This is a genomic window from Phenylobacterium sp., from assembly GCF_965284355.1.
Classification (GTDB): domain Bacteria; phylum Pseudomonadota; class Alphaproteobacteria; order Caulobacterales; family Caulobacteraceae; genus Phenylobacterium.
This window is the reverse complement of the sequence record NZ_OZ260078.1, coordinates 3,938,971-3,964,349: the sequence shown is the minus strand read 5'-3', so window position 1 is coordinate 3,964,349 and position 25,379 is coordinate 3,938,971. Positions and strand designations below refer to the sequence as shown.

Sequence of the window (25,379 nt, the reverse complement as noted above, 5' to 3'; positions counted from 1 at the left end):
GGAGTCAGGAAATGGTCTGAAGGGAAGGCGCTGCGGAACGCGGTTCGCCACGTTCGGCGAAGATGCAGGCCAGGTCGGGTAGGATGATCGGCTCGCCGGCGAGGCGGGCGAGACGGCTCACGTAGTCGTGCCGCCAGCGCATCCCGATGGGGGGCGGCGGCTCGGTGTCGGCGAGCGACAGGCTGGTGACCTCATGCACCTTGTCGGCCCGGAGGCCGACGAGGGTGGGATCCCCATCCAGTTCCAGCTCGATCACGACGATACGGCTGTCCAGGGTGTCGTCGGCGCGGCCCAGCCCGAAGGCCAGCCGCAGGTCGGCCACCGGGATCACCCGCCCGCGGAAGTTCATCATTCCGCTGACGAAAGCCGCGGCGCCGGGCACCTCGGTCTCGTCCGGCAGGTCGAGGATTTCGCGGACCAGCCCGGCCTCCAGGGCGAAGGTCTCGCCCCGGATGTCGAAGGTCAGGACCTGGAGGTCGTCGTCGTTGGCGGCGTTTTCGGTGTGCATCATGGGATCAGCTCGCCACACGGAATTGCTTCTCAAGGCGTTGGCCCGCCTCGACGAGGTGGGGCACGTCCAGGATCAGGGCCACGCCGCCGTCGCCCAGGATCGTCGCGCCCGAGAAGGTCTCGACGTCGGCGTGCAGCTTCGAGAGCGACTTGATGACCGTCTGGTGGTCGCCGATGATCTGGTCGACCACTAGGCCCACACGGGCCTCACCGGTGGAGACCACCACGACCTTCTGATGCGGGCCGGCCTCGGCCTTCGTGTGAAACACTTCGCGCAGCCGCACGAAGGGCACGAACTCGTCGCGCAGAGAGATCAGGCTGCGACCGGCGGAGCGGCTGTCCTGCTCGACGCTGAGTTCGACGCATTCCTCGACAGCGGCCAGCGGCACCACGTAGCGGCCGGCGCCGACGCGCACCAACAGCCCGTCGATGATCGCCAGGGTGAGCGGGATGCGCAGCGAGACCTGCGAGCCCTGCCCCGGAACGGAGGCGATGTCGATGGCGCCGCGCAGGCCTTCGATCGTCCGCTTGACCACGTCCATGCCCACGCCGCGGCCGGACAGGTTGGTGACGGTGGCGGCGGTCGAGAAGCCGGGGGCGAAGATCAGCTGCAGCAGGTCGGCGTCGCTGAGGTTGGCGCCGGGCGCTATCAGGCCGTTCTGCTCGGCCTTGGCGCGAACCCGCTCGCGGTCGATGCCGCGCCCGTCGTCGGTGACCGTGATCACCACCTCGGCGCCGGAATGACGGGCCGACAGCACCAGCTTGCCGGCCGCGGGTTTGCCCGCCGCGGCGCGCTGCTCGGGGGTTTCCAGACCGTGATCCGCGGCATTGCGGATGACGTGGATCAGCGGATCGGCCAGGCGCTCGATGATGGTCTTGTCGAGTTCGGTGGTCTCGCCCTCGGTGAAGAGCTCGATGGTCTTGCCGGTGTCGCGCTGCAGATCGTGGATCAGGCGGCGGAAGCGGCCGAACAGGGTCGAGATCGGCACCATGCGCACGACCATCATGGTGTCGCGCAGCTCGGAGGCCAGGCGCTCGACCTCCTCCGAGACCGAGCGCAGGGCCATGTCAGAGGAGGCGCCGGCGATCTGCTTCAGGCGGGACTGGGCGATGACCAGCTCGCCGACCCGGTCCATCAGTTCGTCCAGCCGCTCGGCCGGCACGCGCACGGTGGTGTCGGCCTTTTTCGGCTCATCCGCCTTCTTGGCGGCGGCGGTCGGGACGACGGCGTCCGCGAAAGGACTTGCCGGGGCGGTGACCTCGATGTCTGCGGCCGGAGCTTCCTGGGAGGCCGTCGCTGCTGGAACGCCCTCCTCGTGGATCTCAAGGGCCATATCGTCCATCACGAAGAGGAACACCTCCTCAATCGCGTCGCGGGTGATGTCGCCGGACAGGGTGACGTCCCAGGCCAGATGGCAGTCCGTCGGATTCAGCTCTCCGATCGGCGGCACATCCGCCGTGGAGACCACGACCTCGCACTCGCCCAGATCGCGAAGCTCGGCCAGGAGGCCCAGAGGATTGGTGCCGTTGGCCATGGCGTCGCGCGGCAGCGAGAACCGCAGCTTCCAGCGGCGGACCTTAGGCGCCGCGCTTTCCCCGACGGCCTGCGCATCGCCGGCCTCCAGCGCCCGATGAAGCTCCGCCAGCAGCGCCTCGCCGGCCGCGGGATCGGCGCGTTCCTCAACCAGCGCACGCATGTGGTCACGCGCGTTCAGGACACAGGTGATGAGTTCCGGCGTGGCGGGCGCGAGGCCCTTCCTGACCCGGTCGAAGGCGGTCTCGCAGTGATGGGTGAAGGCGGCGAGCTCGTCCATGCCGAACATCGCGCCCGACCCCTTGAGGGTGTGAAGGCTACGAAACACGGCGTCGACCAGTTCGCGGTCGTCCCGGCGCTCGGAGAGATCGAGCAGACCCTGCTCGATCGCCTCCAGCAGTTCGCGGGCTTCGAGGCGGAAGACCTCCGCGGGGTCCTGTAGGTTCACTTGCTGAGCACCTTGTTGGCGATGCGGACCAACTGCTCGGGGTCGAAGGGCTTGGTCAGCCAACCGGTGGCGCCCGCCGCCTTCGCCTGGGCCTTGATGTCGCCATCGGACTCCGTCGACAGGAACACGATCGGGGTGCCGACCACGCGCCCCCGGGCGCGAAGCTGCTGGATCATGGTCAGGCCGTCCATGACCGGCATGTTCAGGTCGGTGATGATCAGGTCGAACCCGCCGGCCTCGGCCTTGTTGAGGCCCTCCGAGCCGTTGGTGGCCTCGGAGACGGCGTAGCCGGCGGAGCCGAGGGCGATCTTGATGGCCTGCCGGATGCTCGCCGAGTCATCGACCGTGAGAACAGAGGCCATCATTTCACCGCTCCATCATGGGTCCAGAATTGCAGTCGCGCCGGGTCGCTCCCATCGAGGAACCCACCGCGGAGGAGAACATCGTGCAGCGCGCCTTCGGCCGGGCGGGCGAGGCGCAGGTTGGCGCCATGCTGCTCGCAGGCCGTCCGCGCCGCCTCGAAGAGTTGGATGAAGGACAGATCCGCCGACGTGGTCTCCGACAGCTCGATCCGCAGGTCGTCGCCTTCCGCCACTGCCGCGCACAGGCGGGTCCAGGCGTCGGCCACATGGGGAATCGTCGCAGGTCCTTCAAACGTGACGACGCGCTCGCCGGCATCGCCATGAACAGTCTCGATCACGCCTCACTCCCGGGCCTCAAGTTCGCGAGGGCGGACCCCTGGCTAACTGGTGAGCGAAAACTAGCGAGACGTAGTTTCTGTCATCTTAAGCTAAGTTGTCGCCTGACACCTTAATCTACCCATTCTGAGGACGGTCGATTTTTATACAAATATACTATGATTAACTTGAGTAGTGATTTAGTCCGATGGCGGTATAATTTTTCCTATACTGCGACAGGCTGACGCAGGGCCGCAGTCTATCTCGATAGATGGGACGACTTGAGCGCCCCCTCTTTTCGGGATCCCCGCGGCTATTGGCGGGCACGGACGCGCCTCTTGTCGCGCGCTGGAATGGTCGGATCGCCTTCTGCCGGCTTCACCTGACCTTGTTCACGGCCGGACCGCGCCGTTTGGGCATGGCTTGGCCAAGCCGACAGACGCCACCCGCCGCATCGCCGCGGCTCTCTCGTCAGATTGGCGTCGTTGAGCAGCACGGCTGCTGGTGGGACGGCAGGACTCGAAATCTCGTCGGCAGCGAGCGGGGCGCGGCGTATCGCACCAACAAGAATGCCAACGCGGCCCTCCGCGTCAGATTGGGCCAAGAGGCCCGCGGCGTTTACACGCTTGGCCAATGTCAGTGGGGAAGCCATCAGCCTGGCCGCGCCCGAACGGCCTATGCCACATGACGTGACTGACTGCGCTTGGCGCACCTCCATCAGTCGGACAAGCATCGAGCTTGACGAACGTTCACAACCGGGGCGTGAATACCAGATGGGTGCGATGTCAGACGCCGAGGACGCTGGCGGGCAAGATGATGGCCTCGCGGCGCTTGCGCGTTGCTGGACGCTGCAGCCTTCCGATCGCGGTGGCGGACGGATCGCCGCCTTCGAGAATTTCGACAGATTCGCGGAGCTCATGACGCAAGAGCGCCACCGGATCCTGCGCCACCTTCACGATCACCCCGAGCCCTGCGTGAGCGCTCTGGCGGACGTCCTCGACCGACCGTTCCGCCTCGTCCACGAGGACGTCATGGTGCTTGAATTGGCCGGCCTGATCGAACGCTCCGACGGCAAGTTGAACGTCACGGCCGACCGCTTCAGCGTCATGATAGCGCTGTAGCAGCCGGCCGCGCCGAAGTTGGGCCGCCGTTAGCCGGCTCGATCTTGCTTTCGGGGGTCTGCGGTAGTTTGGGAGCGCCGCCGACCGATGGGTCACCCCCCGATGTCCGGCCGGCCGCCGACGCTCCCGCCCCCCCAGTTTGCGGCGCGGCCGGAGGCTTGCCATGGAGCACGCCGGCGGAGACCGCGGCGATCAGCAGGAACAGCGCCGCGCCGATCATCGACCAGAGCGCAGGCCCGGCCTTGGCCAAGCTCTCGCTCAGCGCCGCCAGGGCCTTGACCAGGTCGGTCACTTCCGCGGGGGTGACGCCGACCTTCTCCTGCACCGTCTGCGCGACGCCGCTGGCCTTCTGCGCCGCCGCCTGCGCTGGCGGCTTCAGGCTATGGATGATGTACACCCCGAAGCTCAGCACGCCGCAGACGATGGCCACAATGGCGATCGCGATCTGGAGGTTCTCGAGAGGAGTCATGGGACCGTCCTTCGCTAGTTGGATTGGAGGACGCTGAAGGGGACGCCGAAGAAGACGCCGATGGTGAAGTCTTCGTCTCGCCCGCCGTTCACCTTGTCCTTCGTGTTGACGTAGACGCCGCGGACGCCCGCCCTGAGGCTGCCCTTCCCGTCGCCGGCGAAATACACGGGGAGCGAAACCGACCAGGCATCGTTCTCGACGTCGGCGCTGACCTCGGGCGCGATGGCCAGCTTGGAGAAGGTCCCGACCTTCGCCTTGAATGCATGGCGCAATTCGGCGCTGAAGATCGCTTCCTTGGATCGCTCGGGGCGACCATCGGCGCCCGTCAGGCACTGGGTCTGGATGGTCCCCGAGAGTGGCTGGCACAGCTCGACGGGATCCTGCGCATCATAGGCGCGCTTGTAGGTGAACTCGCCGGTGACCGAGGTCATCCCGTGGTTCAGCAACAAACCGCCGAAGGCCCCGGCGCTGAACCCGAAGTGGCTCTCTTTCTCGATGCCGAAGCTGGGGCGATCCAGATACTTGTAGGCCGCCTGGTTGCCCGACACCCGGAGTCCCGTGAACGCGACCGGCCCGGGCCGAACGGCGTCGAGCATGGCCTCGTAACCGCCTGGAGAGTACTTGGCGACGAACGACCCAGCGCCGGTCGCGTAGGCGTAGGGATCACATGCCGCCGCACCGCGTCCCAGCCCCTTCTCGCATTCATCGCGCGCCGCCGCGACGGCCGCTTGCTCGATGCCGGTGAGGTTCGTTCGGCCACTGTAGTGGATGAAGCTGAGCTCGAGGCTGGTGCCGTTCTGGAACCCCTTTAGGCCGACCAGTGAAGCGTCGGTCTGCCCATCGTCCAGCGTTGTCGAAGCGCTGAGCGTCAGCTGGTCGGTGGTGAGGCCGGGCGTCCCGGAGTGGTTGGCGAAGTCGAACGTCAGCGCGACCTTCGCGACCTTGTCGTCTTCCGTGGCGAGGATCTGGAAATCCGGAATCCGACTGGCGTTCAGGTTCGTCCCGTCGGTGCCATTGTCCACCGTCTCCGCGAAGAGCTTCTGCTCCTTAGCCTGGATGGCGGCCCTGAGGCTCCCGCCCTCGATCAAGGATTCGCCACTTGTGGATGCGGGGTGGCCTGCTGCAGCAGGGGCTGCGGCCGCATGCAGGGCGTTGGCCGCAGCGCGCGCGGCGGCGGCGGCCTTGACCGCAGCGGCGGCGGCCTCCTCGGCCCGGGCGGCGGCCTCCTCGGCGATCTGCTGCGGCGAACCCGCCGCCTGCGCCAAGACCTCTGCAGGCGCGACGAGGATTGCGGCGCTTCCTAGCCAGGCGGCGAGCTTGGGGGCGATCATGTCAGGCGCCCTTCAGCTTGAAGGCGTCGTAGCCCTCGCCATACGGCGGCGCGATGGTCGACGTATCCCGCTGTCTCAGGACCGTCTCGCCGCGCTTGACGACCACCTTCATGTAGCCGCCGGGGTTGCCCAGCATCACCCACTCGAGCAGCTTCTCGACGGTCGGAGACGCGAAGAAGATTCCCCTGCCGCCGCTCATCGGCACCGGCACGCCGTCGAACGAGAAGCTGTAGGAGTCGACGCCATGGAGGTCGGAGACCTCGATAGACAGTTCGACCCCGTCGTCGTCGTGCTCGGAGAACATCACGAGAAGGACGCGCTTCGGCGGCTTCCCGGGCTTGAACTCCGCGGCGTTCTTGGCGCCTGGCATATAATCCCCTCCGATTGCTGGTGGTCGCCGCCCTGTGCGGTCGCTCGCCCTCGACGTCCAGGGTGCGGCTTCGGTGGTTGGGGAGCTGTCGCGCTCAGCACGGCGGCGCCGTGACTTTTCGCACATCGGCGAAGGCCGAGACGACAGCTCCTTAAGGTTGCGCCGACTCCGACCGACCGGCACTATTTCAAGGTCAGGGAGGCGGGATGGAGCAGGGCAGCAACGGCTTTCTCGCGAGCCTGCCACCGGAGCTGCGCAAGCAGGTGCAGGGTCAGATGCGGATTCTGCGTGCGAAGCGCGGCCAGTCGCTGCTGGGCCGCGGGACCGCGTCGACCGACATCTACTTCGTGCTCGAGGGCTCCTTCAACGTCATCATCTACTCGGCGAGCGGACGCGAAGTGAGCCTTCGCGCCCTGTCGGAGGGCGACACCTTCGGCGAGCTCGCGGCGGTCGACGGCCTGCCCCGGACCGCCGCGGTGGTGGCCCAGCGCGACGCGCGCGTGGCCGCGCTGCGTCGCGAGGATTTCCTGGCCGCCGTCAGGGCGTCGCCCGACACCGCGCTATGGCTGGCGCGACTGCTGACGGCCAAGGTGCGCGACATGAACGAGCGGTTGTTCGAGCTCAGCGCCCTCAACGTGCAGGCGCGACTGCACTGCGAGTTGCTGCGCATCGCCAAGACCACGCCGCCGGCGGCGAACGGCCGCCGCGAGGCGTCCGAGGCGCCCACCCACATAGAGCTCGCCAACCGGATCGGCACCCACCGCGAGGCCGTCACCCGCGAGATGGGCGTGCTGGCCGAGCGCGGCATCATCGAGTTCGAGCGGCGCCGCCTGGCCTTCCTGGACCTGTCGCGGCTGGAGCAACTGGTTGGCCAGGCCGTCGGTGACCTGCTGGAGCTGCCGCCAGTGCGCTGAGGACCGCACTGCACGCTTCATTACGCCTCGAAATAGAGGACGCGCTGTGGTTGAAACGAACGCCGTTCGAGCTAAGCTCAAGCCTCGATCGGAGGGCAGTCAGATGGCGACCAACGAAGGGCTTGAGCAACACAGCCACACCGGTCCCGACGATCAGGTCGATCCGCTCAGCGTCGCCGTAATCGGCGGCGGTATCGCCGGCATCACGGCCGCGATCAAGCTAAGTGACAAGGGCTACCGCGTCACGCTGTTCGAGAAGGCGAAGTTTCTTGGGGGCAACCTGTCCTCGAACTCGCTCGATCAGAACGGCAGGCCCTTCGAGATATACCCACACATATTCGGCGATTGGTACGAAGAATTCTGGTCGCTGCTGGAGGACGATCTCAAGCTTGAGCGGAAGAAGTTGTTCCTGCGGCGCGACGACGTCCGGATGGCGATTATCCCGAGCGAAGGTGACCCGCCCAAGACGTTCAAGGACGTGACGTTCGCCACTGTCTCGACGCCCACGACGCTGAGGAACCTGATCAACAACTGCTACAATGGTGTGCTCACGCCGCGCGAGTCCTTCCTGTTCGGATACACTTATCTGGACCTTGTCAGCGCGCAGGCCACATCCGAACGCCATGCGAAGCTGCTGACCGACCTCGACGTGACCGGGTTCCTCTATTCCCGGCCCTACATGAACAACGAGATCGCGGACTTTCACGACGCCATCATCAAGACCATCTGGTCGATGCCGAGCGATTCCGTGTCGGCCAAGGCCTATCAGAAGCTGATCAAGCACACCCTGACCTTCCCGCGGGAAACGCCGTTTGCGTGGCTGGTCAAAGGGCCGCTCAAAACGAAGTTGCTCGACAAGATCGAGGAGCGTCTCCGGAAACGTCTCGGCAAGGGCGGGATCAAGAATGAGACGATCGTCACCCGCGTGGCGCTGGACACGGACGAGGACGGCAAGCCGAGGGATGAGCTCGTCGAGATTAGGTTCAGAAGCGTCAAAGACCCGCCCAGCAAAAGCGAGACGAAGCGTTTTCGCTACGCCGTGATAGCCACGCCGGCCCGTGACGCCGGATATCTGTCGCTTGGCGACGGCTCGAAGAAGAGCCTGGTCTATCGGCAGCCGAACCTCGCTCGACTTCGGGAAGCGGCAGCCGCGCGAATTCCGGTTGTGTACCTTTACTTCACGAAGCCGTTCCGCACAGCACATGCAGAAGATCTGAAGTTCCTCCCGAACGAACTCACGGGGTTCAAGCAACAGAAGCGCAGGAAAGGCGCGAAGCCTGGGAAGGTCGACGAAGAGGGAAAGGGCGCGATCACCGAGAAACTCGCGATCCTGCATCCGGGCACACCTCTGCCCGAGGTCGGCTACGACATCTCGATCCACAACATCGCATCGGTCTGGGATGACCCCGAAAATGACCTCTGCGCAAAGGATGGCGAGCCCGTCCTGGTGCTGGCCGCGTCGCGCCCAACGGCGATCAAGGCGGTCGGCCCCGAAGACTACGAACTCTCGACGTATGCCGTCCCCGACGACAACGGCGTACAGCAGGGCTGGCAAATGCTGGTCCGGCTGCACGGCTACTTGCCGTTCATCAACCCCGGCAGGTACTGGGGTGACGACAAACCGGACGCCGCTCGCGGGCCCGTCTCCGTCGATTGGAAGCGCACCCGGGTCATCACCAACAAGGACCACCTATTGTTCCTGAACGACACCGGCAGCAACGAGTGGCGGCCCAAGGTGAAGCTGGAAAACGCCAAGGGCGAGTTGGTCTGCAGGAACGTGTTCTTCGCCGGCGACTACTGCATGACCGACGTCGACATGGCGACGGTCGAGGCCGCCGTCCAAAGCGGCGTCCTGGCCGCCCAGGCGCTGCAGTGGGAGAACTTGCCTCCGCCCGGGGCGGCGCGAGACGCCGCGGTGAAAGACGTCATCCGGCTGCGCAAGCACACGGTCTATGGGCCGGAAGCGCTGCTGGTGGCGAAGCTCTTCACCTCGCCGACGGCCTACCTGGCCGCGTTAACGGACCTATACAAGGAAGCCGAACAGCGGCCCTCTGAAGCAGTGCGGTTCCCCTTGATGGCCGCCGCGCTCGCCGCTGCGTTCTGGACCGACTGGCTGAAGAGCGTCAACCAACTCGGCGGCCACATGATCCCCGGCAGCGACGAGCAGAACGAGGGGCCGCCAGGCTACTCGGGCCGCCACGACAAGAAGATCGGCGTGGTCGGGCTGGCCGTGAACGTGGCGCGGGCGTTGGTCGTCGAAGGCCCGCGCGTGGGGCCGAGGCTGCAGGAGGAGGGGCTCGGCCTGGCCTATGGCGCATGGCGCGCCACCGTCGGCCGCGCCCTTCCCCCGACGCGCCCAAAACGTGGCGCGATCCTGAGCGCCTGCCCCGCCCGATCCCGCGCAGGCGCCACTGTGACAAGCCGGAGACATGGTCGGACCTCGTCGACGACGCCCTGGGCGACACCCACGATACGGCGGGACGGCTGTCGAACGTCGCGTTCGGCAAGGCCGCCGGGGTTGTGGACTTCCTGCAGAACCTCCCCTCCGTCGACACGAATGCGTCAGGAGAGGTCCGTCGCATTCTGCGCAAGGCGATCGCGGAGGGAGCGGCGGCCTATCGGCGCAGGGAATACGAAGACTGATGCCTGTAGCCGCCGGCCCCCGGAGCCCTGCGTGAATTCCATCTCCACCGACATTGTCTCCGCCCTCGGGTTCGGCGCGGAACTGGCCCGGCTGCGCCAGATGATCGGCGCGTGGATCGAGACCACCGACGGGTCCATGCAGGAGATGCTGCGCTGGCAGTTCGAGCAGGGGTCGAAGTACTTCCGGCCGCTGACCATCTTCGCGTGCCATCGCGCCCGGTTCGGGGGCGAGATCCCGGAGTCGCTTATCGAGCGGGCCGTTGTGCTGGAGATGATGCACAACGTATCGCTCATCATCGACGACATCCTCGATCAGTCGCCGACCCGGCGTGGACGCGCCACCTTGCATACCCGGTTCGGCCAGCTGCCGGCGCTCATGGCTTCCGGCTACATCGTGGCCGAGGGCTACCGCATGTCGGCCGAGCGGCCCTACGACGTCGGCCTCTTCTCCGAGTTGCTGAAGCGCCTGGGCGTCGCCGAGTGCGTGCAGTGGGATTCGCGACGCAAGCCGGGCGGCTACGAAGACTGGCGGCGCCTGGCGCAGGAAGACACGGGCTCGATGTTCGAGGTCTGCGCGGCCATCGGCACCAGCGACGAGTCCCTGCGCCTGTACGGCCGTCTCTTGGGCATGGTCTACCACGGCTGCGACGACGTCGCCGACGTGAAGGGCCTGACCTCGCTGGGCGGCGGCGGCGAGGATGACCTGCGCGATGGGATCCTGACCCTGCCTGCGGCGCTGGCGATCGAGGACGACGCGGCGGTGCGCGCCCTCTTCTGCGCCGATCAGCCCTCGCCGGACGACCTCGCCATCGTGGCCGCGGCCATGAGCCGGCGGCTTCCACAGGCCGAGGACAAGCTGGACGAACTGGCCATCGAGGCGAAATGGCAGGCGGAGCTTCACGCCGTCGACCCGGCCGGCCTCTACGCCCTGGTGGACCACACCCGCGAGCTGTCGCGTCGATGAGCGTCAGCCGCGCGGGGCATGCCTACGACGTCATCGTGGTTGGCGGCGGGCCGGCTGGCGCAACGATGGGCTGGGCTCTGGCCCGCCATGGTGTGCGGGTCGCCATCGTCGAGCGGGCGACCTTTCCGCGGGACAAGGTCTGCGGAGATTTCGTCGAGCCGGGCGGACTGCGCCTGCTGGCGCGCATGGGCGTGTTGCCACAGATCGAGAGCGGCGAACGCCTGCGGATCACCCGCAATCGGGTCTACTTCGGACCCAAGCTGATCTACCGGGGCGACATTCACTACTATGACCACCCCGAGGATCGGCTGAACTACGGGCTGGTCGTCTCCCGTCGCGAGTTCGACGCCATCCTGTTGCAGCACGCGCATGACGCCGGGGCGGACGTTTTCAGCCCCGCCACGGCCCGTGCGATCACCCGTGATGGCGGCATGGTCAGCGTCGAGGCGACCATCGGGGACCAGGCGCTGACGCTCTGCGCGCCCCTGGTCGTCGGCGCGGACGGCACCGAGTCGGTGGTGGCCAAGAGCATGGGCCTCCGGCGCACCAACCGGCGCCACATCGGCGTGGCCCAACGCGCCTATGTGAAGGGTGTCGAGATCGACGGCGGCGAGGCCGCGGTGTGGTTCGACGAGGAGATCGCGCCCGGCTACGGCTGGATGTTCCCCATGCCGGGCGGCCTGGCCAACGTCGGGGTCGGGTTCTCCAGTGAGACCAGCCAGCGCTTTGGACTGCCGGTCCGCGAAGCCTTCGAGCGCGCCCTGGCGCGGCTCAGGATCCGCCATCCAGGGTGCGCCCGCGCGGAACTCGCCAGCCGTCCGATCGGCGGCGTGGTGAAGACGTACGGCGGCATCGATCGCAACCATTTCGACGGCGGGCTCCTGATCGGCGACGCCGGCTCGTTCGTCGATCCGCTGACCGGAGAAGGTATCACCCACGGCATGGAGTCGGCGATCCTGGCCCTGCCGACACTGCTCGACGCCCTGGAGAATGGTCGGTTCGAAGCGAACGACCTCGCCGGCTTCGACAGGGATTTCCGCGGCTACTTCGACCCGGCCATGCGCTACCTCGAACTGTCAGGCGCGCTGGTCAGCAACCGTCACCTGTCGGAGTTCTGGCTACGCGTCGGCGCGCACGGCCATGAGGAGGCGGCGAAAGACCCTGCGTTCGCCCGCCTCGCCGGCTCGATCTTCGGCGGCCCGGCGCTGCAGCCGCTGGCGGTGAGCGCGCAGATGTGGTCGCGGGTCTTCGTGCGCTATGCGCAGGCGGCGGCCGGCACGGGCGACGCCGGACGGTTCGCGGAGGACTTTCGCGCGTTCCAGCGCGGCTGGACGCGCTCGACCGGCGAGAACCCCGAGTGGCACGCGGAGTGGCTTCGCGACGTCACCGCGCGCACCCTCGAACTGCAGAAGACGATCTGGACCCGGCGCAATCCGCGGCCTGACGGCGTATTCCGCTACATCGGCCTGGAAGACCCGGCTCCGGGCGAGCGACCGCCGCCGCTCGCGTCGACCGAAACCCAAGCGATGCTGGTCGAGACCGTCCGGACCGTGGTGGAGGCGGGCCTCGCCTACCTGACGTCGCGCTCCGCGCCGCCGGTTCAGGCCGCCGAGCCGCGTCGCCGGTGGCGGGTCAAACCGTAGATCGTACGCCCGCGCCTGCCGGGTGAGCCAATGCATCGAAGCGGATGCGGTCTGCTGGGCCGTGGTCGAGGTGAGCCAATGCGCGTGCGGCCCGGAGCGCCCGCCCGCCAAGCGCTGCGTCTTCCTGCGAGAGGCCAGCGAGCGCGACGAGCGCCCGAAACTGGAATTGGCCAGCCCCCATCGACGCGGACAGCCGCACCGCTCGCGATAGCTCGCGCGCCGCCTCAGGCTCTCTGCCTGACGCCGCCAGCAGCCGGGCGTGCGCCATTCGCGTCACTGGCACGAAGGCGAGTTCCTGGCGATTGCAGGCATAGGCCTGCCGGAAGCTCTGCTCGGCGTCGGCGACTTCACCGGCCAGCCACTGGGCGCGGGCCAACACCCCGAGCCAGAAGACCTTGGACACGCCGGCCCCCAAACGATCGATTCCCTTGAGCGCGGCAGCTGCGCGCTCGGTACCCTCGGGGATCCGGCCGGCGTCGAGGTCGGCGATTGCCAGCCAGCCCATCGCGAGGTGGCTAGCGTACTCGAACCCGCTGTCGGCCGCGACCTTCGCCAAGCGGGCGGCGGCGTTGGCCAACTGGGCCGCGTCCTCGGCGAAATGATGGAAGCAGGCCTCGGTGTGCGTGGCCATGGCGAGGTCGTAGGGCGTGCCGTAGCCGTCGGCGATCTCGAAGGCCCGGTGGATCCGGTCGCGCCCTGAGGCATGCCGGCCGGCCATCTGTGCCGTCAAACCGCCGATTCCCATCGACAGCACATCGTCGCCGGGCGCCCTGTGGCTGTCGTCTCTCAGGCTTTCCCAAGCCACGAAGTCACGCTCTGCCCGAGCGAGGTCGCCTGTGTAAAAGCCCTGCTGGAGGCCGGCGCGCAGGATGAACCGGCGCCGCCAGGCCGCATCCCCATGGTCGTGCGTAAGCGCCATGAACCGCTCGACGGTGGCCTCGGCCTCGGCGTAGTCGCCCGCTGTGAAGACACTGCGCCACTTCACCTGCTCCTCACGCGCCCGCGCGCCTGGGTCGCCGATCCGTTCGGCGAGCGCGGCGGCGCGCAGAGTGGACGCGCCGGCCTCCGATGCCGAATAGCCCTGGGTGATCTGCACGACGCGGTTGAACGCCGCGCGGATCGTGAGTTCGAGGCGGTCGCGGTCGGGGACATCCGCCTCGCTCAGCACGGCCAGCGCCTGGCGGTAGGCATGCTCCGCCTCCCGGAAGGCGCGGCGCTGATTGGCCGACGCGCCGGCCTCGCGCCAGGCCTCCAGCGCCTCGCGATAGCGGCCGGCTTGCGTCCAATGCCGCGCCACGACCTCGGGGCGGGCCGTCTCGACGGCCGGGTCCTGCCCCAGCAGCAGGCCGGCGGCGCGCTCGTGCAGTTCGCGCCGCTCCCGCTTCGGCAGCGTATCGTAGGCTGCGGCCGCCAGCAGCGCGTGGCGAAAGGCGCAAGCGTCGCCCTCCTGCACGATCACCCCGCGGGCTTCCAGGTCGCGGAGGAGAGCCTCGCCTTCTCCCGCCTGCATCCCGGTCATCGCCGCGAGGAGGGTGGCGGAGAACGCCTGCCCCAGGACGGCGGCGACCTGTGCATGGCGCTTCGTCTGGCCCGCGCACTCGAGCTTGGCTGCGAGCAGGTCCGACAGCGTGCGCGGCAGGGCGTCGTCGAGCGCCAAGCCGGGTTGGCCCGCGACCAAGCGCGCCAGCTCTTCGACGTAGAGCGGAATTCCGTCGGCGCGCGCGACGATGGCGCTGATGTGCGCCAGACTGAGCTTGTCGCCGCCCGCCGCGCGAGCCAGGGCGGCGCTGCCGGCCTCATCGAGCTTCGACAGTTCGACCTTGCAGCGGGGAACGTCGCGCGGCCAGCGATGGGAGAGCCCGGGCCGCGATGTGTAGATCACCAGGAACCGGCCGGCGCCACCTGCCGCGAGGATAAGGTCGAGGAGTTCAAGGGACGATGGGTCCGCCCAGTGGAGATCCTCCACGACGAGCACCGTCGGCTGCCGCTCAGCCGCGGCACAGACGCGCCGCGCCATCTCGGCCATCAAGTCGTCCCGGCGTTCGTTGTCGCCGGCTCCGCCGCGGGCGAGGAACGTGAGCAGAGGATCGTCGGGGCTGTCGCCGCCGGACCCCGGGTCGATGAGTCGGCGCGCGATCTGCGCCGCGACGTGGAAGGGAGTGTTGTCATAGATGCTCGCGCCGCCGCCCTCGAGCCACAACACGCCGCCTTCCTGGTCGATCCGGCCGCGCACCTCCTCAAGGAGCCGCGACTTCCCAATTCCCGGCTCGCCGACGATGCTGACCACGCCGCGACGGCCATCCCGGCATTCCGACCAGGCGTCCAGGATCGCGCTGAGCTCGGACCCGCGACCGACCAACCTGCTGAGGCCGATGGCGCGGCGGCCATCGTAGCGGGCGACGGTGGCCCGCGCTCCGACGACCTCCCAAGCCACGGTGGCCGAGGGGAAACCCTTGTGCCGCTGAGGTCCCAGGGAGCGGAACGCGAACAGGCCATCGGTCAGTTGTTTGGTCGCGTCGGATACAAGCACCATGTCCGGTTCGGCCAGGGCCTGCAGGCGGGCGGCCATGTTGGGGGTTTCGCCGGCCACGGCGCGTTCGTGTGCGCCCGCGCTGACGAGATCGCCGACGGCGACAAGGCCCGTCGCCACGCCGATACGGACCGCCAGGGCGCCGCCGTCGGGCCCGCTTACGTGCTCGCGGGCCTCACGCAGCGCGAGCGCGGCTTGGAGCGCCCGCTGCGGTGCGTCCTCCTGCGCCACTGGATATCCGAAGTAGGCCAGGACGCCGTCGCCCGCAAAGCGCGCCACATATCCACCCGCTGCTTCGATCCGTTCGACGCAGTAGTGCTGGAACTCCACCATCAACTCCAGCAGGTCCTCAGGATCCATCGAGGTGGAGAGGCTGGTCGAACCAACCAAGTCGCAGAACAGAATGGTCAGTTGGCGCCGTTCTGCGCGCCTCTCGCGGCCAACCTGCGACTTCCGCTCGACGATGCTCACCCGACCCGGCCCGCCCGTCACGGCCGCCTCCCATCATGGTCAGCTCCCGCCGACAGGTACATCGCGCGAGGACCACCGCCATGTTCAGCATGGAACGACGATACCCCCATAGCAAGAACGTCCGCTCGCGCGCTGATCGAGATGTCACGTCACGCAATCTCAACGACGCCGCAGTGGAGCGCGCTGGTGGGCTGCCAAGACCCACGCCACCACGTCATCCGGAACGCGGACGAACAGCCAGTACCCGCAGATCTACCGATACATTCGTTCGATGCACCCAGGGTGCCGGGCTTCACCCCGGATCTTGGACGGCAGATTCTACACACTCACGAGGCCAGCTCAGACATCTCGTCTCAATGCTGGCTTGAAGAACCGGACCGCTGGCGGCCCGCGATCGATCTCGGAACCTGACGCGGGCGTGCGTCGCGCCAAGTCGACCTGCCTTGCAGGCGGGCTTCCCGGGTCCCCCATCTCCAGCTAGCGCCTGCGTGCCGTTCCCCCAGGGCCCCGATTTCGCGCGGCGCCCTGCCCCATGTCGAACGTCTCCGTGATCGCGGGATGGCCCGCGAACGGCCGGGCTCCTCCCGGCCTTCGGAACGGAGACAAGACGATGTCGAACAAGATCCAACTCATTCGCCGCCCGGGCGCCGACCCGGAAATCCGGAGCTTGGCGTCTCAGAGGGACATGGCTGTTGGTATCGCGTCGAGACGTGTCGGTATCAAACGGTTTTCGTACCACGGGACCGCTCGAAACGCGCTGCTGGTGGGCCCGGCAGGACTCGAACCTGCAACCAGACCGTTATGAGCGGTCGGCTCTAACCATTGAGCTACAGGCCCCTGCAGCGCTCGTGCCCGCCGCGGTTAGCATGGGCTGCACGGCGCTTAAAGCTTGCGTTCAGGTTGGAACTGCGACGCTTGGACCGTGTTCCATCCTCCCCCACTGGAGCTTGTTATGAAGACCCTGATGCGCGCCGCCGGACTTGGGCTGGCGCTGACCCTCACCGCCGCGGCCCCCGCCGCCCTGGCCCAGGCCGCGCCGCCCGCGGCCGACACCATGTTCCGCGCCACGACGCTGAACCTTGCCGCCTATGGCGAGACCCGCGTCGAGCCCGACATGGCGATGATCACCCTGGGCGTGATGACCGAGGGCAAGACGGCCGCCGAGGCGATGGCCGCCAACGCCACGCGCATGAACGCCGTGATCGCCAGCCTGAAAAAGGCCGGCGTCGCCCAGAAGGACATTCAGACCTCGGGCCTGAACCTGAACCCGCAGTACCGGTACGTGGAGAACCAGGCCCCGATCCTGACCGGCTACCAGGTCTCGAACCAGGTCACGATCCGGGTGCTGGACCTGAAGAAGCTGGGCGCCGCGGTGGATGCGACGGTCAACGCCGGCGCCAATCAGATCCAGGGAATCAGCTTCGGCCTGGTCGACGCGACGGCGGCCGAGAACGCCGCGCGCGAAGCGGCGGTGAAGGCGCTGGCGGCCAAGGCCGAGCTCTACGCCAAGGCCACCGGCTATCGCGTGGCCCGCCTGGTGTCGCTGAGCGAAGGCGGCGGGTATGCGCCGCGGCCTCCGATGCCGATGCTGGAGATGACCGCGGCCCGCGGCTTCGCAAAGGACGCCACGCCGGTTCAGGCCGGCGAGCTGACGGTGCGCATCGACGTGGCCGGCCTCTACGAAGTCACCCGCTAAGGCGCCTTCGACACCTTCGCGCGGCGGAAAGCGCCTTCCAGGCGGTCGGCCATTATCCGGCCCGGAAAGGCGCGGTCGCCCTCCATCATTGCGGCATAGACGAGGTCGGTCCCAGCGATGGGACCGGCCGCCCACCCGACCCCGCGCGAGGCGTCGGCCTTGCTGTCGCAGCTGAGCATGACGGCTGCGCGGCTCTTCACCGTGCGGTCCAGCAGCTGGCCCACCTTGGCCTTCCCGGGCCCCTCGCACGACGGCTGCTCGCGGTCGCAAGCGGTGTAGGTGTTGTAGCGGTAGTAGAGCTTGCCCGTCCCCGCCTTGGCGATCAGCAGGCAGCTGTTGGGGTCGCCGATGGCGCGCGAGACGGCCGTGTCCAGCTGGTCGCGATCGACGCCCGGCGGCGCGGTCGGCGAGCAGGCGGTGAGGGAGAGGGCCGCCAGCGCGACCCCCGCCAAGGCCTCAGGCGGCGTTCTTGATCTGGTTGGCGTCGTCCAGCAGGACCACGGTCGGAGCATAGTTGCGGGCTTCCTCGGCGGGCAGCATCCCATAGGTGACGACGATCACCTTGTCGCCCTTCTGGACGAGCCGGGCGGCGGCGCCATTGACGCCGATCACACGCGAACCACGTGGCGCTTCGATGGCATAGGTGGTGAAGCGGGCGCCGTTGGTGATGTTCAGGACGTCCACCTGCTCGTGCGGCAGGATGCCCGACGCGTCGAGAAGGTCGCGGTCGATGGCGATGGAGCCCTCGTAGTCCATGTCGGCCTGGGTCACCGTGGCGCGGTGCAGCTTGGCCTTCATCAGCGTGAGCAACATATGCGGTCCTTGCCGGCTAGAGCCCCGAGGGCGGGCATATACGCACGCCTCGGACCCGGTTCAATGCGGCAATGCCGCAAGCTGCCGCAGCGTCTGTCGAGCTCACGATTTCCTTACATCGTAAGGGTTTGCGAGTGAGACAGGTGACGCTCGCGCTTGCGCGCCGACTGCGCCTTGCGCACCGCAGCGAGACGTCAGCCGGCGTAGCGACGCAGGAAGCCCGTCATTTCGTCCAGCACCGGAGCCCGTCCCCGGAGCGGCCGCGACAGCGCCAGCACCATGTTCACGTGGTCGACGCCGTCGTAGTGGCGCTCTTCCACGGGCACGCCCGCCTCGCGCAGCTTCTTCGCCAGCGCGATGGTGTTCTTGGGCCAGACCATATCGTCGGCCGCGCCCGTCGCCAGGAACGCGGGCGGCGAATCCGGGCGCACATAGGCCAGGGGCTGGGTCGACGGCAGGTCTGCGGTCCCGCCGAATATCCGTTCGGTGATGTCGCTCGCGATCGGCAGGAAATCGTAGGGGCCTGAGAGGCCCGCCATCGCCTTCACCGACTTCGGATCGACGCCGGCGGCCTGCAGGTAGCGGCCATCCAGCGCCAGCATCACGGCGTTGTAGGCGCCGGCCGAGTGGCCCACGATCACCGTGCGGCCGGGATCGCCGCCCAGGCGCCGGGCGTTCTGGCTGGCCCAGGCCACAGCCTGCGCGCCGTCTTCCAGGAAGCCGGGATACCGCACCTCTGGATACAGGCGGTAGTCGGCGACAACGGTCAGGAAGCCGCGCGACGCCAGGGCGCGACCGGCCCAGTTGTAGTCCTGTCGCCGTCCGGAGTCCCACGAGCCGCCATAGAAGAACACGGCGACGGGCGCGGGCTGGGCGCCCTTGCGCGGCGCATAGACATCCAGGCGCTGGCGCTCGCCCGCGCCATAGGCCGCGCCGCGCGCCACCTGGCTGGCCGGGTCCTTGGGCGAAAGGGTGGCGAAGAGGCTGAGCGGCGAGCAGGCCGCCGCGAAGGTTCCGGAGAGGGCGGCCAGGGCCGAACGCTTGCTGATGGGAGCGGACATCGGGGTCAGACCTACGGACGCGGGCGCGGCGGCGCAACCGTCGCTGCGCCCTTCGCCTGTACGTTGGGTCCCGGCGCCGGGACGCAAGGCGCCCTGCCCTCGCGTCGCGCTTGACGTCCGCCCCGCCGCCCTGCGCTAATCCAACTGAACAACGATAAGGGAGACGTCTCGTGGATGGAGCTCAGGCCCCGGCAGGCTTCAAGCCGGAAGTGCTGGCGCAGGTGGGACCGGCGCTGAAGGGCCTGGTCGACCAGGGCGCCCTCTCGGGCATGGTCACGATGGTCTGGCGCCGCGGTGAAGTGGTGCAGGTGAACACCATCGGCCAGCGCGACATCGAGGCCGGCCTGCCGATGGAGCGGGACACGCTGTTCCGCATCGCCTCGATGACCAAGCCCGTGACCACGCTGGCAGCGCTGATGCTGGTCGAGGAAGGCAAGCTGAAGCTCACCGACCCGGTCACCCAGTGGCTGCCCGAGTTCAAGGATATGCAGGTCCTGACCGATGCGACCGGGCCGCTGGATTCCACCGTGCCGGCCCAGCGCGACATCACGGTCGAAGACCTGATGACCCATCGCTCGGGCCTGGCCTACGGCTTCACGTCGATGGGCCCGATCGCCCACGCGCACGAAGAGAAGCTGGGCTCGGCGCTGGCCAATCCCCACGGCCCCGACGAGTGGATGAAGCGCCTGGGCGAGTTGCCGCTCAGCTACCATCCGGGCGAGCGCTTCCACTACAGCCACGCCACCGACGTGCTGGGCTTCCTGGTGGCGCGCATCGAGGGCAAGTCGCTGGGCGAGGTGCTGAAGGAACGCATCTTCGCGCCGCTCGGCATGCACGACACCGGCTTCTGGACGCCGCCCGAGAAGCGCGGACGGATGGCCAAGCTCTATCAGGCGCCCCTGGAAGGCGGGCTGAAGGACGTGTCGTGGTCCGATCCGCCGACCCCTGCGCCATTCGAGGGCGGCGGCGGCGGGCTGGTGTCCTGCCTCGACGACTATCTGAAGTTCGCCCGGCTGATGCTGGGCCGCGGCGAGGTGGACGGCGTGCGTCTGGCCAAGCCCGAAACCATCGACGCCATGACCACGAACCTGCTCACCGAGGAGCAGCGCGGCCATACGTTCATGGGCATGCCGTTCTGGCTCTCACAGGGCTTCGGCCTCGGCACGTCGATGGTGCTGGACGCCCAGAAGCACGAGTGGATGGGCGCGGGCGCGGCGGGCGCGTTCGGCTGGCCGGGCGCCTTCGGCACCTGGTGGCAGGCCGACCCGGCCAACGACATGATCCTGATCTACCTGATCCAGGACTCCATGCCGCTGGGCCCCGAAGCGGTGACGGCGATGCAGGGCCAGCGGCCGACGGGTCGCATCGGCTGTCCGATGTTCCAGAAGATGGTCTACGCCGCGCTGGGCTAGGGGTCGGCCGCCATGGCCTGGACCAAGCCCTCGCAGGGGATGGTCGACCTGTTCGACGCCTGCCTGCCCGACGGCCCAGGGCTGGAGCGGCGACGCATGTTCGGCCAGCCCTGCGCCTTCGTGAACGGCAACATGTTCGCGGGCCTCCTCCAGGAGATCGCGTTCGCGCGCCTGCCGCCCACCCTGCACGCCGAGCTCGACGCCAAGTTCGGCGTGCGACACTTCGAGCCGATGCCGGGCCGGCCGATGCGGGCTTATGTGGTGCTGCCCGACGCGGTGCTGGAGGACGAGGGCCGCTTTGCCGAAACCCTGCAGGCGGCCTACGCCTTTACGTCGGCGATGCCGCGGAAGGAAAAGAAGCCCCGCAAGCCGCGTAAGACTTAGTTCACGACGTTTGCGAGCACCGGCTTAACCGGTCTCGTGTCAGCGTGGCGGTATGGACCCCATCGCAACCGCCCGCTACGGCCTCATGGCGGCCTCGCGCCGCTTCGAGACGGCCGCCGTCGAAGTCTCCCGCATGGGCGGCGACCAGCCCGTCGACGTCGAAGGCGCGATGGTCGAGATGATCCAGTCCAAGCACGCCTTCACCGCCAACCTGTCGGTGATCGGCTTCGCCCAGGACATGTGGGACTCACTGCTCGAGACTCAGAAGTAGCCGAAGCCGCCCGTCTTCCGCGCACGAAAAAGGGGAGCCTCGCGGCTCCCCTTTCCGCATCCGGCCTGCGCCGGGAATCCTACTTCTTCTCGGTCGGGTCCGAGCCGTCCTGCGGCGCGCCCGTGCCCGACGAGCCCATGAACAGCTTCTTGCCGTCCGGGAACGTCACGTCGCGGCCGTTGGCCTTGCAGGCCGGACGGCAGAGCTTGTCCTTGGACTGATAGCCGCGGACGATGATCTCGGTGCCCGGGGGCAGCGAGGCCTTGGTGATCCCCGAACGCATCAGGGTGTTGGGCGTACCGCCCTCGACCATCCACGCCGTGGTGGTGCCGTCCTTGTTGACGGCGGCCATGTGAACCCAGGCGTGCGGATTGATCCACTCCACCCGCGTGACCTTGCCGCGCAGCAGGACCGGGGCCTTGCCGTCGAACTCGGCCGCGAAGGCGTGGTGGGCCCACGCCGCGCCGCCGGCGGCGGCGACGGCGAGCGCCGCACCCACGGCCCCTGCGATCATCAGCTTCTTCTTCGTCATCTCGCGCCTCCAACGCCGGATGCAGACTGTATCTCTAGAAGGTCGGGTTTGCCGACCGATTCCTTAGTTCGCTACTTCAGCGGTTCCTTGCGCAGGTCGCCGTACATCAGCTCCTCGACGAACTCGACGCACTTGAACTGGTTCAGGCGCGCGTCCTCGCCCTGACGCTTGTAGAGGTTGAAGCTCATCTTCCACGGCCGGGTGAAGGTGGCCGGGTCGGTGATCGTGGCCTCGTACCGCATCACGCCGGGGCCCGTCGGGGTCCAGCGCTCCTCGACCTTCATCTGGTCGGAGTGGTGGTTGCCCGCCCGGTCGAACCAGGTGCGGTCGTTCATGCCCGTCACCGTCACCACCAGGCTGTCGCCATCCCACTTCGCCACCGACTGGCCCATCCAGCTGTCGACCGGGGCCGGGCCCGGGTCGGTGAACAGGAAGTTCCGCACCGCGCCCGCGTACTCGTAGGCGACGATCATCGACTTCTCGGATTGGAAGATCTGGAACGGCAGGTGCATGTAGTTCGCACGCGGCACGCCGGGCAGGTAGCACTTCACCTCGGGGTCGCCGGTCTCCAGGCTGAGGTAGTTGGCGCGGTTCTCGTCGCGCTTCTTCTTGGCTTCGGGGGTGTAGGGGATCTCGCCGCCTTCCACGATCCCGAGACCTGCCGGCACCGCGCCCACCGCGCCCAGCGCCACCACGGCCTTGGCCGGCACGGGCACGAACGGGCCGGGCCGCATCTGCAGCGCCGCGCGCGCAGCGTGGGGCTCGATGTCCCAGCCGGCGGTGTTCATCACCTGCCAGACGCCGTTGAGATCGGGATGTTTGCCGTCGGGACCGCGCGGAGCCTTGTAGGTCGCGCCCGCCTTGGCCTTCTGCGCCAGCACCGGCGCCGGGGCCGCCGCCACCAGGCCCACAACAGCCAGCGCCGCCATGAACTTCATCATGTTCTCGTTTCCCCCAACGCTCCGCCTGCAACCGGCAAAGCTGTAATTGACGCCAACCCTAATCAACCTTCGCGCACCGCGCCAGCGACGCCGACTCTTTGACAAACGCCGACGCGGCGAAGCCGCCCACTTTCACAAAGCCGGAGGCTGCTTTAAGCCACGCAGCATGACGCTGCGCCCGCTCTTCGCCACGCCGGTCTATGAAGCCAGCCTTACAACAGACCGTAGCTTCGAAAATTTCAACCGCGAGATTTTGGACGCCTGCCAGTCTCTCGCCGAGGAGGACGTCGCCGGCCGCGCCTGGAGCCGCGAGCACGGCTACGGCGGATACACGTCGTACGCTTCGCTGAACGACCTGCCGCAGCGGATGAGCGTCTTCGACGAGCTCAAGCGGCGGCTCGACAAGCACGCCAAGGTCTTCGCCGATCAGCTGGCCTTCGACCTGCAGGGCGGCAAGCTGCGCATGGACAGCCTGTGGGTGAACATCCTCAAGCCGGGCGCGGCCCACTCGGGCCACGTCCACCCGCACAGCGTGCTCTCCGGCACGGTTTACGTCGCGACGCCGCCCGGCGCGAGCGCGCTGCGCCTCGAGGATCCGCGCCTGCCGCTGATGATGGCCGCCCCGCCGCGCCGGCCCGACGCGCCCGAAGCCGCCCAGACCTTCGTCTACCTCCAGCCGGAACCCGGCACGATCTACATGTGGGAGAGCTGGCTGCGCCACGAGGTGCCCGTGAACCGCGCCAAGACCCCGCGGGTCAGCGTCAGCTTCAACTATGGATGGCGATAGGGCGGCGATGAACACCGCCCCACGCTAGGGGAGTCGCCGCCGGCCTGCCCATGGCCGCAGCGATCAGAATCATGGCGGTGGGTTGCAGCCGCCTAGCGATCCGCGATGGCTTGGGCCGGGGCGAACTTGCTTCCGAAGAAGTCGCCCTTGTTCCACTGCGGGCGGGCGTCCGCGTCGGCCAGTTCGCGGGCGATCTCGTAGTTGATCCGGGCGAACTTGGCGCCGGCGGCGTAGTCGATCCCCTGCCCCAGGTCGTCGCAGGGCTTGTGGTAGCAGTCCTTGAGGAAGCCGCGGAACTTGGCCTCGCCGCCGTTCTGGAAGCCGGTCATCAGGAACGTCGAGGGCACGCCGATCTCCACGAAACGGAAGTGATCCGAGCGGGTGAACAGCCCCTCCTCCGGCATCGGATCGGGCGAGAGTGAGACGCCTGCGCGCTGGGCGGCGCGCTGCACCGCCGGCGCCAAAGTCGAGCGCTCGGCGCCGAACGCGACCACGTCCAGGAAGTCATAGGTCAGGATCGGCATGTCCAGGTTGACGTTGGCCACCAGGGCGCCCGGCACGGTCGGATTGCGGGCGAAGTACTCCGCGCCCAGCAGGCCCTTCTCCTCGGCGGTGACGGCCAGGAACAGCACCGAGCGGCGCGGCGCCTTGCCGGCCTCGCGGAAGCCGCGCGCCACCTCCAGCGTGGTGGCGATGCCGCCGGCGTTGTCGAGCGCGCCGTTGTTGATCTCGTCGCCGTTCAGCGGCGCGGTCACGCCGATGTGGTCCAGGTGCGCCGACAGGACGATCACCTCGTCCTTCAGCTTGGGATCCGAGCCCTCGATCAGGCCCGCGACGTTGGGGCTCTGGATGGTCTTCACTTCGGTGCGCAGCGTCACGTCCAGGCTGGTGGCCAGGGCGAAGCGCGGGACCGCGCCCTTGCCGCCATCGGCGGTCGCAGCCACCTCGGCGAACGTCTTGGGGGCGCCGGCGAACAGCTTCTCGGCGCCCTTGACGCTGACGCCGCCCAGGCCGGGCGCGCCCGGCGCCGCCTCGTAGGCCTTCCCGTCCGGACCGCGCCAGGTCATCGACCAGGCGCGCCACGTGCGCTTGCCCTCGGCGAAGGGCCTGCGGGCCTCGTCCTTGGGCGTGGAGACATAGATCACGCCGATCGCGCCGGCCTTGGCGGCCGCGACCTGCTTGGTGCGGGCGTTGCCGTAGAAGGCGCGTTCTTCGGTCTGGAAGCCGGGCGGGCCGCCGGTCAGGACGACGACGATCTTCCCCTTCACGTTCAGGCCCTTGTAGTCGTCGTGCTTCTTCTCCGGCGCGACGACTCCCCAGCCAGCGAACACCAGCGGGGCCGAAACCTTGTGATCCCGCGGCCCGGCGTTGCGGCCGCTCAGCACGTCTTCGCCGAACACCAGCGGGACCGCCACGCCGTCCTTGCCGCGCACGACGAAGACACCCTCCTCCGCCGGCCGGAACGCGACCAGCGGGACCGTCTGGAAGTAGGTCCCGTCGTTGCCGGCGGGCTTCAGGCCCAGCTGCGCGAACTGCGAGGCGACATAGCCGGCGGCGATGTCATAGCCCTTCGAACCCGCCTCGCGGCCCTCCAGCAGGTCGCTGGCCAGGAAGCTCACATGCGCGCGGATGTTGTCCGCGGAGGGTTGGAAGGCGGCAGAGGTCTGCGCGGTCGCGGACGAGACAAGCAGGGCCGTGGCTGCGAGGCCGGCCAGGATCGGTGACGGGTTCAAGCGAAACTCCCAGGTTTGCGCCATCTCTAGCGCAGGCGCACGCCACCGCGCCAGCGCGGCATTTCTCCATAGATTTCAACCGACCGAGGCGCTGACGGCAGGCTAAGAACGAGCCGTCGCGCGA

Annotated in this window: 23 protein-coding genes and 1 tRNA gene; 9 read left to right on the top strand and 15 right to left on the bottom strand. The window is 68.1% G+C overall.

Annotation, left to right across the window (positions count from 1 at the left end):
* Positions 1-4 precede the first annotated feature (4 nt).
* From ACQ66R_RS19595 to ACQ66R_RS19580, 4 genes are read right to left on the bottom strand one after another with little or no spacing between them, the layout of a single operon-like run.
* Positions 5-511 carry a chemotaxis protein CheW gene (locus ACQ66R_RS19595; protein ID WP_430424675.1) on the bottom strand — a complete coding sequence of 169 codons (507 nt, stop codon included), beginning with the start codon at positions 509-511 and terminating at the stop codon, positions 5-7.
* A gap of 4 nt (positions 512-515) precedes the next feature.
* Positions 516-2,492, bottom strand: coding sequence for a chemotaxis protein CheA (locus ACQ66R_RS19590; RefSeq protein WP_430424673.1), 1,977 nt, complete (start codon positions 2,490-2,492; stop codon positions 516-518).
* Entirely contained in the window at positions 2,489-2,857 is a 369-nt protein-coding gene (locus ACQ66R_RS19585) for a response regulator (RefSeq protein WP_430424671.1), read from the bottom strand. The genes ACQ66R_RS19590 and ACQ66R_RS19585 overlap by 4 nt, the downstream gene beginning before the upstream one ends.
* Positions 2,854-3,192 (bottom strand): STAS domain-containing protein, encoded by a 339-nt coding sequence (locus ACQ66R_RS19580; RefSeq protein ID WP_430424670.1) that lies wholly within the window; start codon positions 3,190-3,192, stop codon positions 2,854-2,856. The genes ACQ66R_RS19585 and ACQ66R_RS19580 overlap by 4 nt, the downstream gene beginning before the upstream one ends.
* Positions 3,193-3,795: 603 nt before the next feature.
* On the opposite strand from ACQ66R_RS19580, the gene ACQ66R_RS19575 reads away from it, so the two are divergent.
* Positions 3,796-4,290 (top strand): hypothetical protein, encoded by a 495-nt coding sequence (locus ACQ66R_RS19575; RefSeq protein ID WP_430424668.1) that lies wholly within the window; start codon positions 3,796-3,798, stop codon positions 4,288-4,290.
* On the opposite strand, the gene ACQ66R_RS19570 is transcribed toward ACQ66R_RS19575, so the two are convergent.
* Genes ACQ66R_RS19570 through ACQ66R_RS19560 form a run of 3 tightly spaced genes read right to left on the bottom strand, consistent with a single transcriptional unit; the run spans position 4,274 to position 6,460 of the window.
* Positions 4,274-4,759 carry a hypothetical protein gene (locus ACQ66R_RS19570; protein WP_430424666.1) on the bottom strand — a complete coding sequence of 162 codons (486 nt, stop codon included), beginning with the start codon at positions 4,757-4,759 and terminating at the stop codon, positions 4,274-4,276. The genes ACQ66R_RS19575 and ACQ66R_RS19570 overlap by 17 nt on opposite strands.
* Before the next feature lie 14 nt (positions 4,760-4,773).
* On the bottom strand, positions 4,774-6,090 hold the full coding sequence (locus ACQ66R_RS19565) for a hypothetical protein (protein WP_430424664.1): 1,317 nt from the start codon (positions 6,088-6,090) through the stop codon (positions 4,774-4,776).
* A 1-nt stretch (position 6,091) separates the two neighbouring features.
* Positions 6,092-6,460, bottom strand: coding sequence for a hypothetical protein (locus ACQ66R_RS19560; protein WP_430424663.1), 369 nt, complete (start codon positions 6,458-6,460; stop codon positions 6,092-6,094).
* Positions 6,461-6,666: 206 nt separating this feature from the next.
* Here ACQ66R_RS19560 and ACQ66R_RS19555 point away from each other — a divergent pair, with 206 nt between their 5' ends.
* The 3 genes from ACQ66R_RS19555 (at position 6,667) to ACQ66R_RS19545 (ending at position 12,624) form a co-directional block, all read left to right on the top strand.
* The gene (locus tag ACQ66R_RS19555) at positions 6,667-7,374 is read left to right on the top strand and encodes a Crp/Fnr family transcriptional regulator (RefSeq protein ID WP_430424661.1); all 708 of its coding nucleotides are present in this window, start codon (positions 6,667-6,669) and stop codon (positions 7,372-7,374) included.
* A gap of 103 nt (positions 7,375-7,477) precedes the next feature.
* Complete coding sequence (locus tag ACQ66R_RS19550) at positions 7,478-10,981, top strand: FAD-dependent oxidoreductase (RefSeq protein WP_430424659.1); 3,504 nt, start codon at positions 7,478-7,480, stop codon at positions 10,979-10,981.
* On the top strand, positions 10,978-12,624 hold the full coding sequence (locus tag ACQ66R_RS19545; RefSeq protein ID WP_430424657.1) for an NAD(P)/FAD-dependent oxidoreductase: 1,647 nt from the start codon (positions 10,978-10,980) through the stop codon (positions 12,622-12,624). The genes ACQ66R_RS19550 and ACQ66R_RS19545 overlap by 4 nt, the downstream gene beginning before the upstream one ends.
* On the opposite strand, the gene ACQ66R_RS19540 is transcribed toward ACQ66R_RS19545, so the two are convergent.
* Complete coding sequence (locus tag ACQ66R_RS19540) at positions 12,614-15,625, bottom strand: AAA family ATPase (RefSeq protein ID WP_430424655.1); 3,012 nt, start codon at positions 15,623-15,625, stop codon at positions 12,614-12,616. The two genes, ACQ66R_RS19545 and ACQ66R_RS19540, sit on opposite strands and share 11 nt — an antisense overlap.
* Positions 15,626-16,386: 761 nt before the next feature.
* Positions 16,387-16,462, bottom strand: a tRNA-Ile gene (locus ACQ66R_RS19535).
* A gap of 115 nt (positions 16,463-16,577) precedes the next feature.
* On the opposite strand from ACQ66R_RS19535, the gene ACQ66R_RS19530 reads away from it, so the two are divergent.
* Positions 16,578-17,321: an SIMPL domain-containing protein gene (locus ACQ66R_RS19530; RefSeq protein ID WP_430424653.1), complete on the top strand. Its 744-nt coding sequence runs from the start codon at positions 16,578-16,580 to the stop codon at positions 17,319-17,321.
* Here ACQ66R_RS19530 and ACQ66R_RS19525 read toward each other — a convergent pair.
* From ACQ66R_RS19525 to ACQ66R_RS19515, 3 genes are all read right to left on the bottom strand, one after another.
* A complete protein-coding gene (locus ACQ66R_RS19525; RefSeq protein ID WP_430424651.1) occupies positions 17,318-17,773 on the bottom strand; it encodes a hypothetical protein in 456 nt (151 codons plus the stop codon). The genes ACQ66R_RS19530 and ACQ66R_RS19525 overlap by 4 nt on opposite strands.
* A gap of 4 nt (positions 17,774-17,777) precedes the next feature.
* On the bottom strand, positions 17,778-18,134 hold the full coding sequence (gene panD, locus ACQ66R_RS19520; protein WP_293359197.1) for an aspartate 1-decarboxylase: 357 nt from the start codon (positions 18,132-18,134) through the stop codon (positions 17,778-17,780).
* 194 nt (positions 18,135-18,328) lie between these two features.
* Positions 18,329-19,195, bottom strand: a complete 867-nt coding sequence (locus ACQ66R_RS19515) for an alpha/beta hydrolase (RefSeq protein WP_430424649.1) — start codon at positions 19,193-19,195, stop codon at positions 18,329-18,331.
* 170 nt (positions 19,196-19,365) lie between these two features.
* Between ACQ66R_RS19515 and ACQ66R_RS19510 the strand changes: the two genes are divergently transcribed.
* From ACQ66R_RS19510 to ACQ66R_RS19500, 3 genes are read left to right on the top strand one after another with little or no spacing between them, the layout of a single operon-like run.
* Positions 19,366-20,607, top strand: coding sequence for a serine hydrolase domain-containing protein (locus tag ACQ66R_RS19510; RefSeq protein WP_430424647.1), 1,242 nt, complete (start codon positions 19,366-19,368; stop codon positions 20,605-20,607).
* Positions 20,608-20,619: 12 nt separating this feature from the next.
* Positions 20,620-20,991, top strand: coding sequence for a TfoX/Sxy family protein (locus tag ACQ66R_RS19505; protein WP_430424645.1), 372 nt, complete (start codon positions 20,620-20,622; stop codon positions 20,989-20,991).
* Positions 20,992-21,043: 52 nt separating this feature from the next.
* Positions 21,044-21,262: a flagellar basal body rod C-terminal domain-containing protein gene (locus ACQ66R_RS19500; protein WP_430424643.1), complete on the top strand. Its 219-nt coding sequence runs from the start codon at positions 21,044-21,046 to the stop codon at positions 21,260-21,262.
* A 79-nt stretch (positions 21,263-21,341) separates the two neighbouring features.
* Here the strand turns inward: ACQ66R_RS19500 and ACQ66R_RS19495 are convergent, their stop codons facing one another.
* Positions 21,342-21,794, bottom strand: coding sequence for a DUF6152 family protein (locus ACQ66R_RS19495; RefSeq protein WP_430424642.1), 453 nt, complete (start codon positions 21,792-21,794; stop codon positions 21,342-21,344).
* Between the two features lie 71 nt (positions 21,795-21,865).
* Entirely contained in the window at positions 21,866-22,735 is an 870-nt protein-coding gene (locus tag ACQ66R_RS19490; protein WP_293359214.1) for a hypothetical protein, read from the bottom strand.
* Positions 22,736-22,901: 166 nt separating this feature from the next.
* Between ACQ66R_RS19490 and ACQ66R_RS19485 the strand changes: the two genes are divergently transcribed.
* Positions 22,902-23,522, top strand: coding sequence for a TIGR02466 family protein (locus ACQ66R_RS19485; RefSeq protein ID WP_430424640.1), 621 nt, complete (start codon positions 22,902-22,904; stop codon positions 23,520-23,522).
* 92 nt (positions 23,523-23,614) lie between these two features.
* Here ACQ66R_RS19485 and ACQ66R_RS19480 read toward each other — a convergent pair whose 3' ends face one another.
* Positions 23,615-25,255, bottom strand: a complete 1,641-nt coding sequence (locus tag ACQ66R_RS19480) for a M28 family metallopeptidase (protein WP_430424638.1) — start codon at positions 25,253-25,255, stop codon at positions 23,615-23,617.
* Positions 25,256-25,379 lie beyond the last annotated feature (124 nt).

Coding starts and splice junctions, on each gene's coding strand:
- ACQ66R_RS19595 (WP_430424675.1), bottom strand. CDS start 511: ATGATGCACACCGAAAACGCCGCCAACGACGACGACCTCCAGGTCCTG.
- ACQ66R_RS19585 (WP_430424671.1), bottom strand. CDS start 2,857: ATGATGGCCTCTGTTCTCACGGTCGATGACTCGGCGAGCATCCGGCAG.
- ACQ66R_RS19570 (WP_430424666.1), bottom strand. CDS start 4,759: ATGACTCCTCTCGAGAACCTCCAGATCGCGATCGCCATTGTGGCCATC.
- ACQ66R_RS19565 (WP_430424664.1), bottom strand. CDS start 6,090: ATGATCGCCCCCAAGCTCGCCGCCTGGCTAGGAAGCGCCGCAATCCTC.
- ACQ66R_RS19560 (WP_430424663.1), bottom strand. CDS start 6,460: ATGCCAGGCGCCAAGAACGCCGCGGAGTTCAAGCCCGGGAAGCCGCCG.
- ACQ66R_RS19555 (WP_430424661.1), top strand. CDS start 6,667: ATGGAGCAGGGCAGCAACGGCTTTCTCGCGAGCCTGCCACCGGAGCTG.
- ACQ66R_RS19550 (WP_430424659.1), top strand. CDS start 7,478: ATGGCGACCAACGAAGGGCTTGAGCAACACAGCCACACCGGTCCCGAC.
- ACQ66R_RS19545 (WP_430424657.1), top strand. CDS start 10,978: ATGAGCGTCAGCCGCGCGGGGCATGCCTACGACGTCATCGTGGTTGGC.
- ACQ66R_RS19530 (WP_430424653.1), top strand. CDS start 16,578: ATGAAGACCCTGATGCGCGCCGCCGGACTTGGGCTGGCGCTGACCCTC.
- panD (WP_293359197.1), bottom strand. CDS start 18,134: ATGTTGCTCACGCTGATGAAGGCCAAGCTGCACCGCGCCACGGTGACC.
- ACQ66R_RS19515 (WP_430424649.1), bottom strand. CDS start 19,195: ATGTCCGCTCCCATCAGCAAGCGTTCGGCCCTGGCCGCCCTCTCCGGA.
- ACQ66R_RS19505 (WP_430424645.1), top strand. CDS start 20,620: ATGGCCTGGACCAAGCCCTCGCAGGGGATGGTCGACCTGTTCGACGCC.
- ACQ66R_RS19500 (WP_430424643.1), top strand. CDS start 21,044: ATGGACCCCATCGCAACCGCCCGCTACGGCCTCATGGCGGCCTCGCGC.
- ACQ66R_RS19495 (WP_430424642.1), bottom strand. CDS start 21,794: ATGACGAAGAAGAAGCTGATGATCGCAGGGGCCGTGGGTGCGGCGCTC.
- ACQ66R_RS19490 (WP_293359214.1), bottom strand. CDS start 22,735: ATGATGAAGTTCATGGCGGCGCTGGCTGTTGTGGGCCTGGTGGCGGCG.
- ACQ66R_RS19485 (WP_430424640.1), top strand. CDS start 22,902: ATGACGCTGCGCCCGCTCTTCGCCACGCCGGTCTATGAAGCCAGCCTT.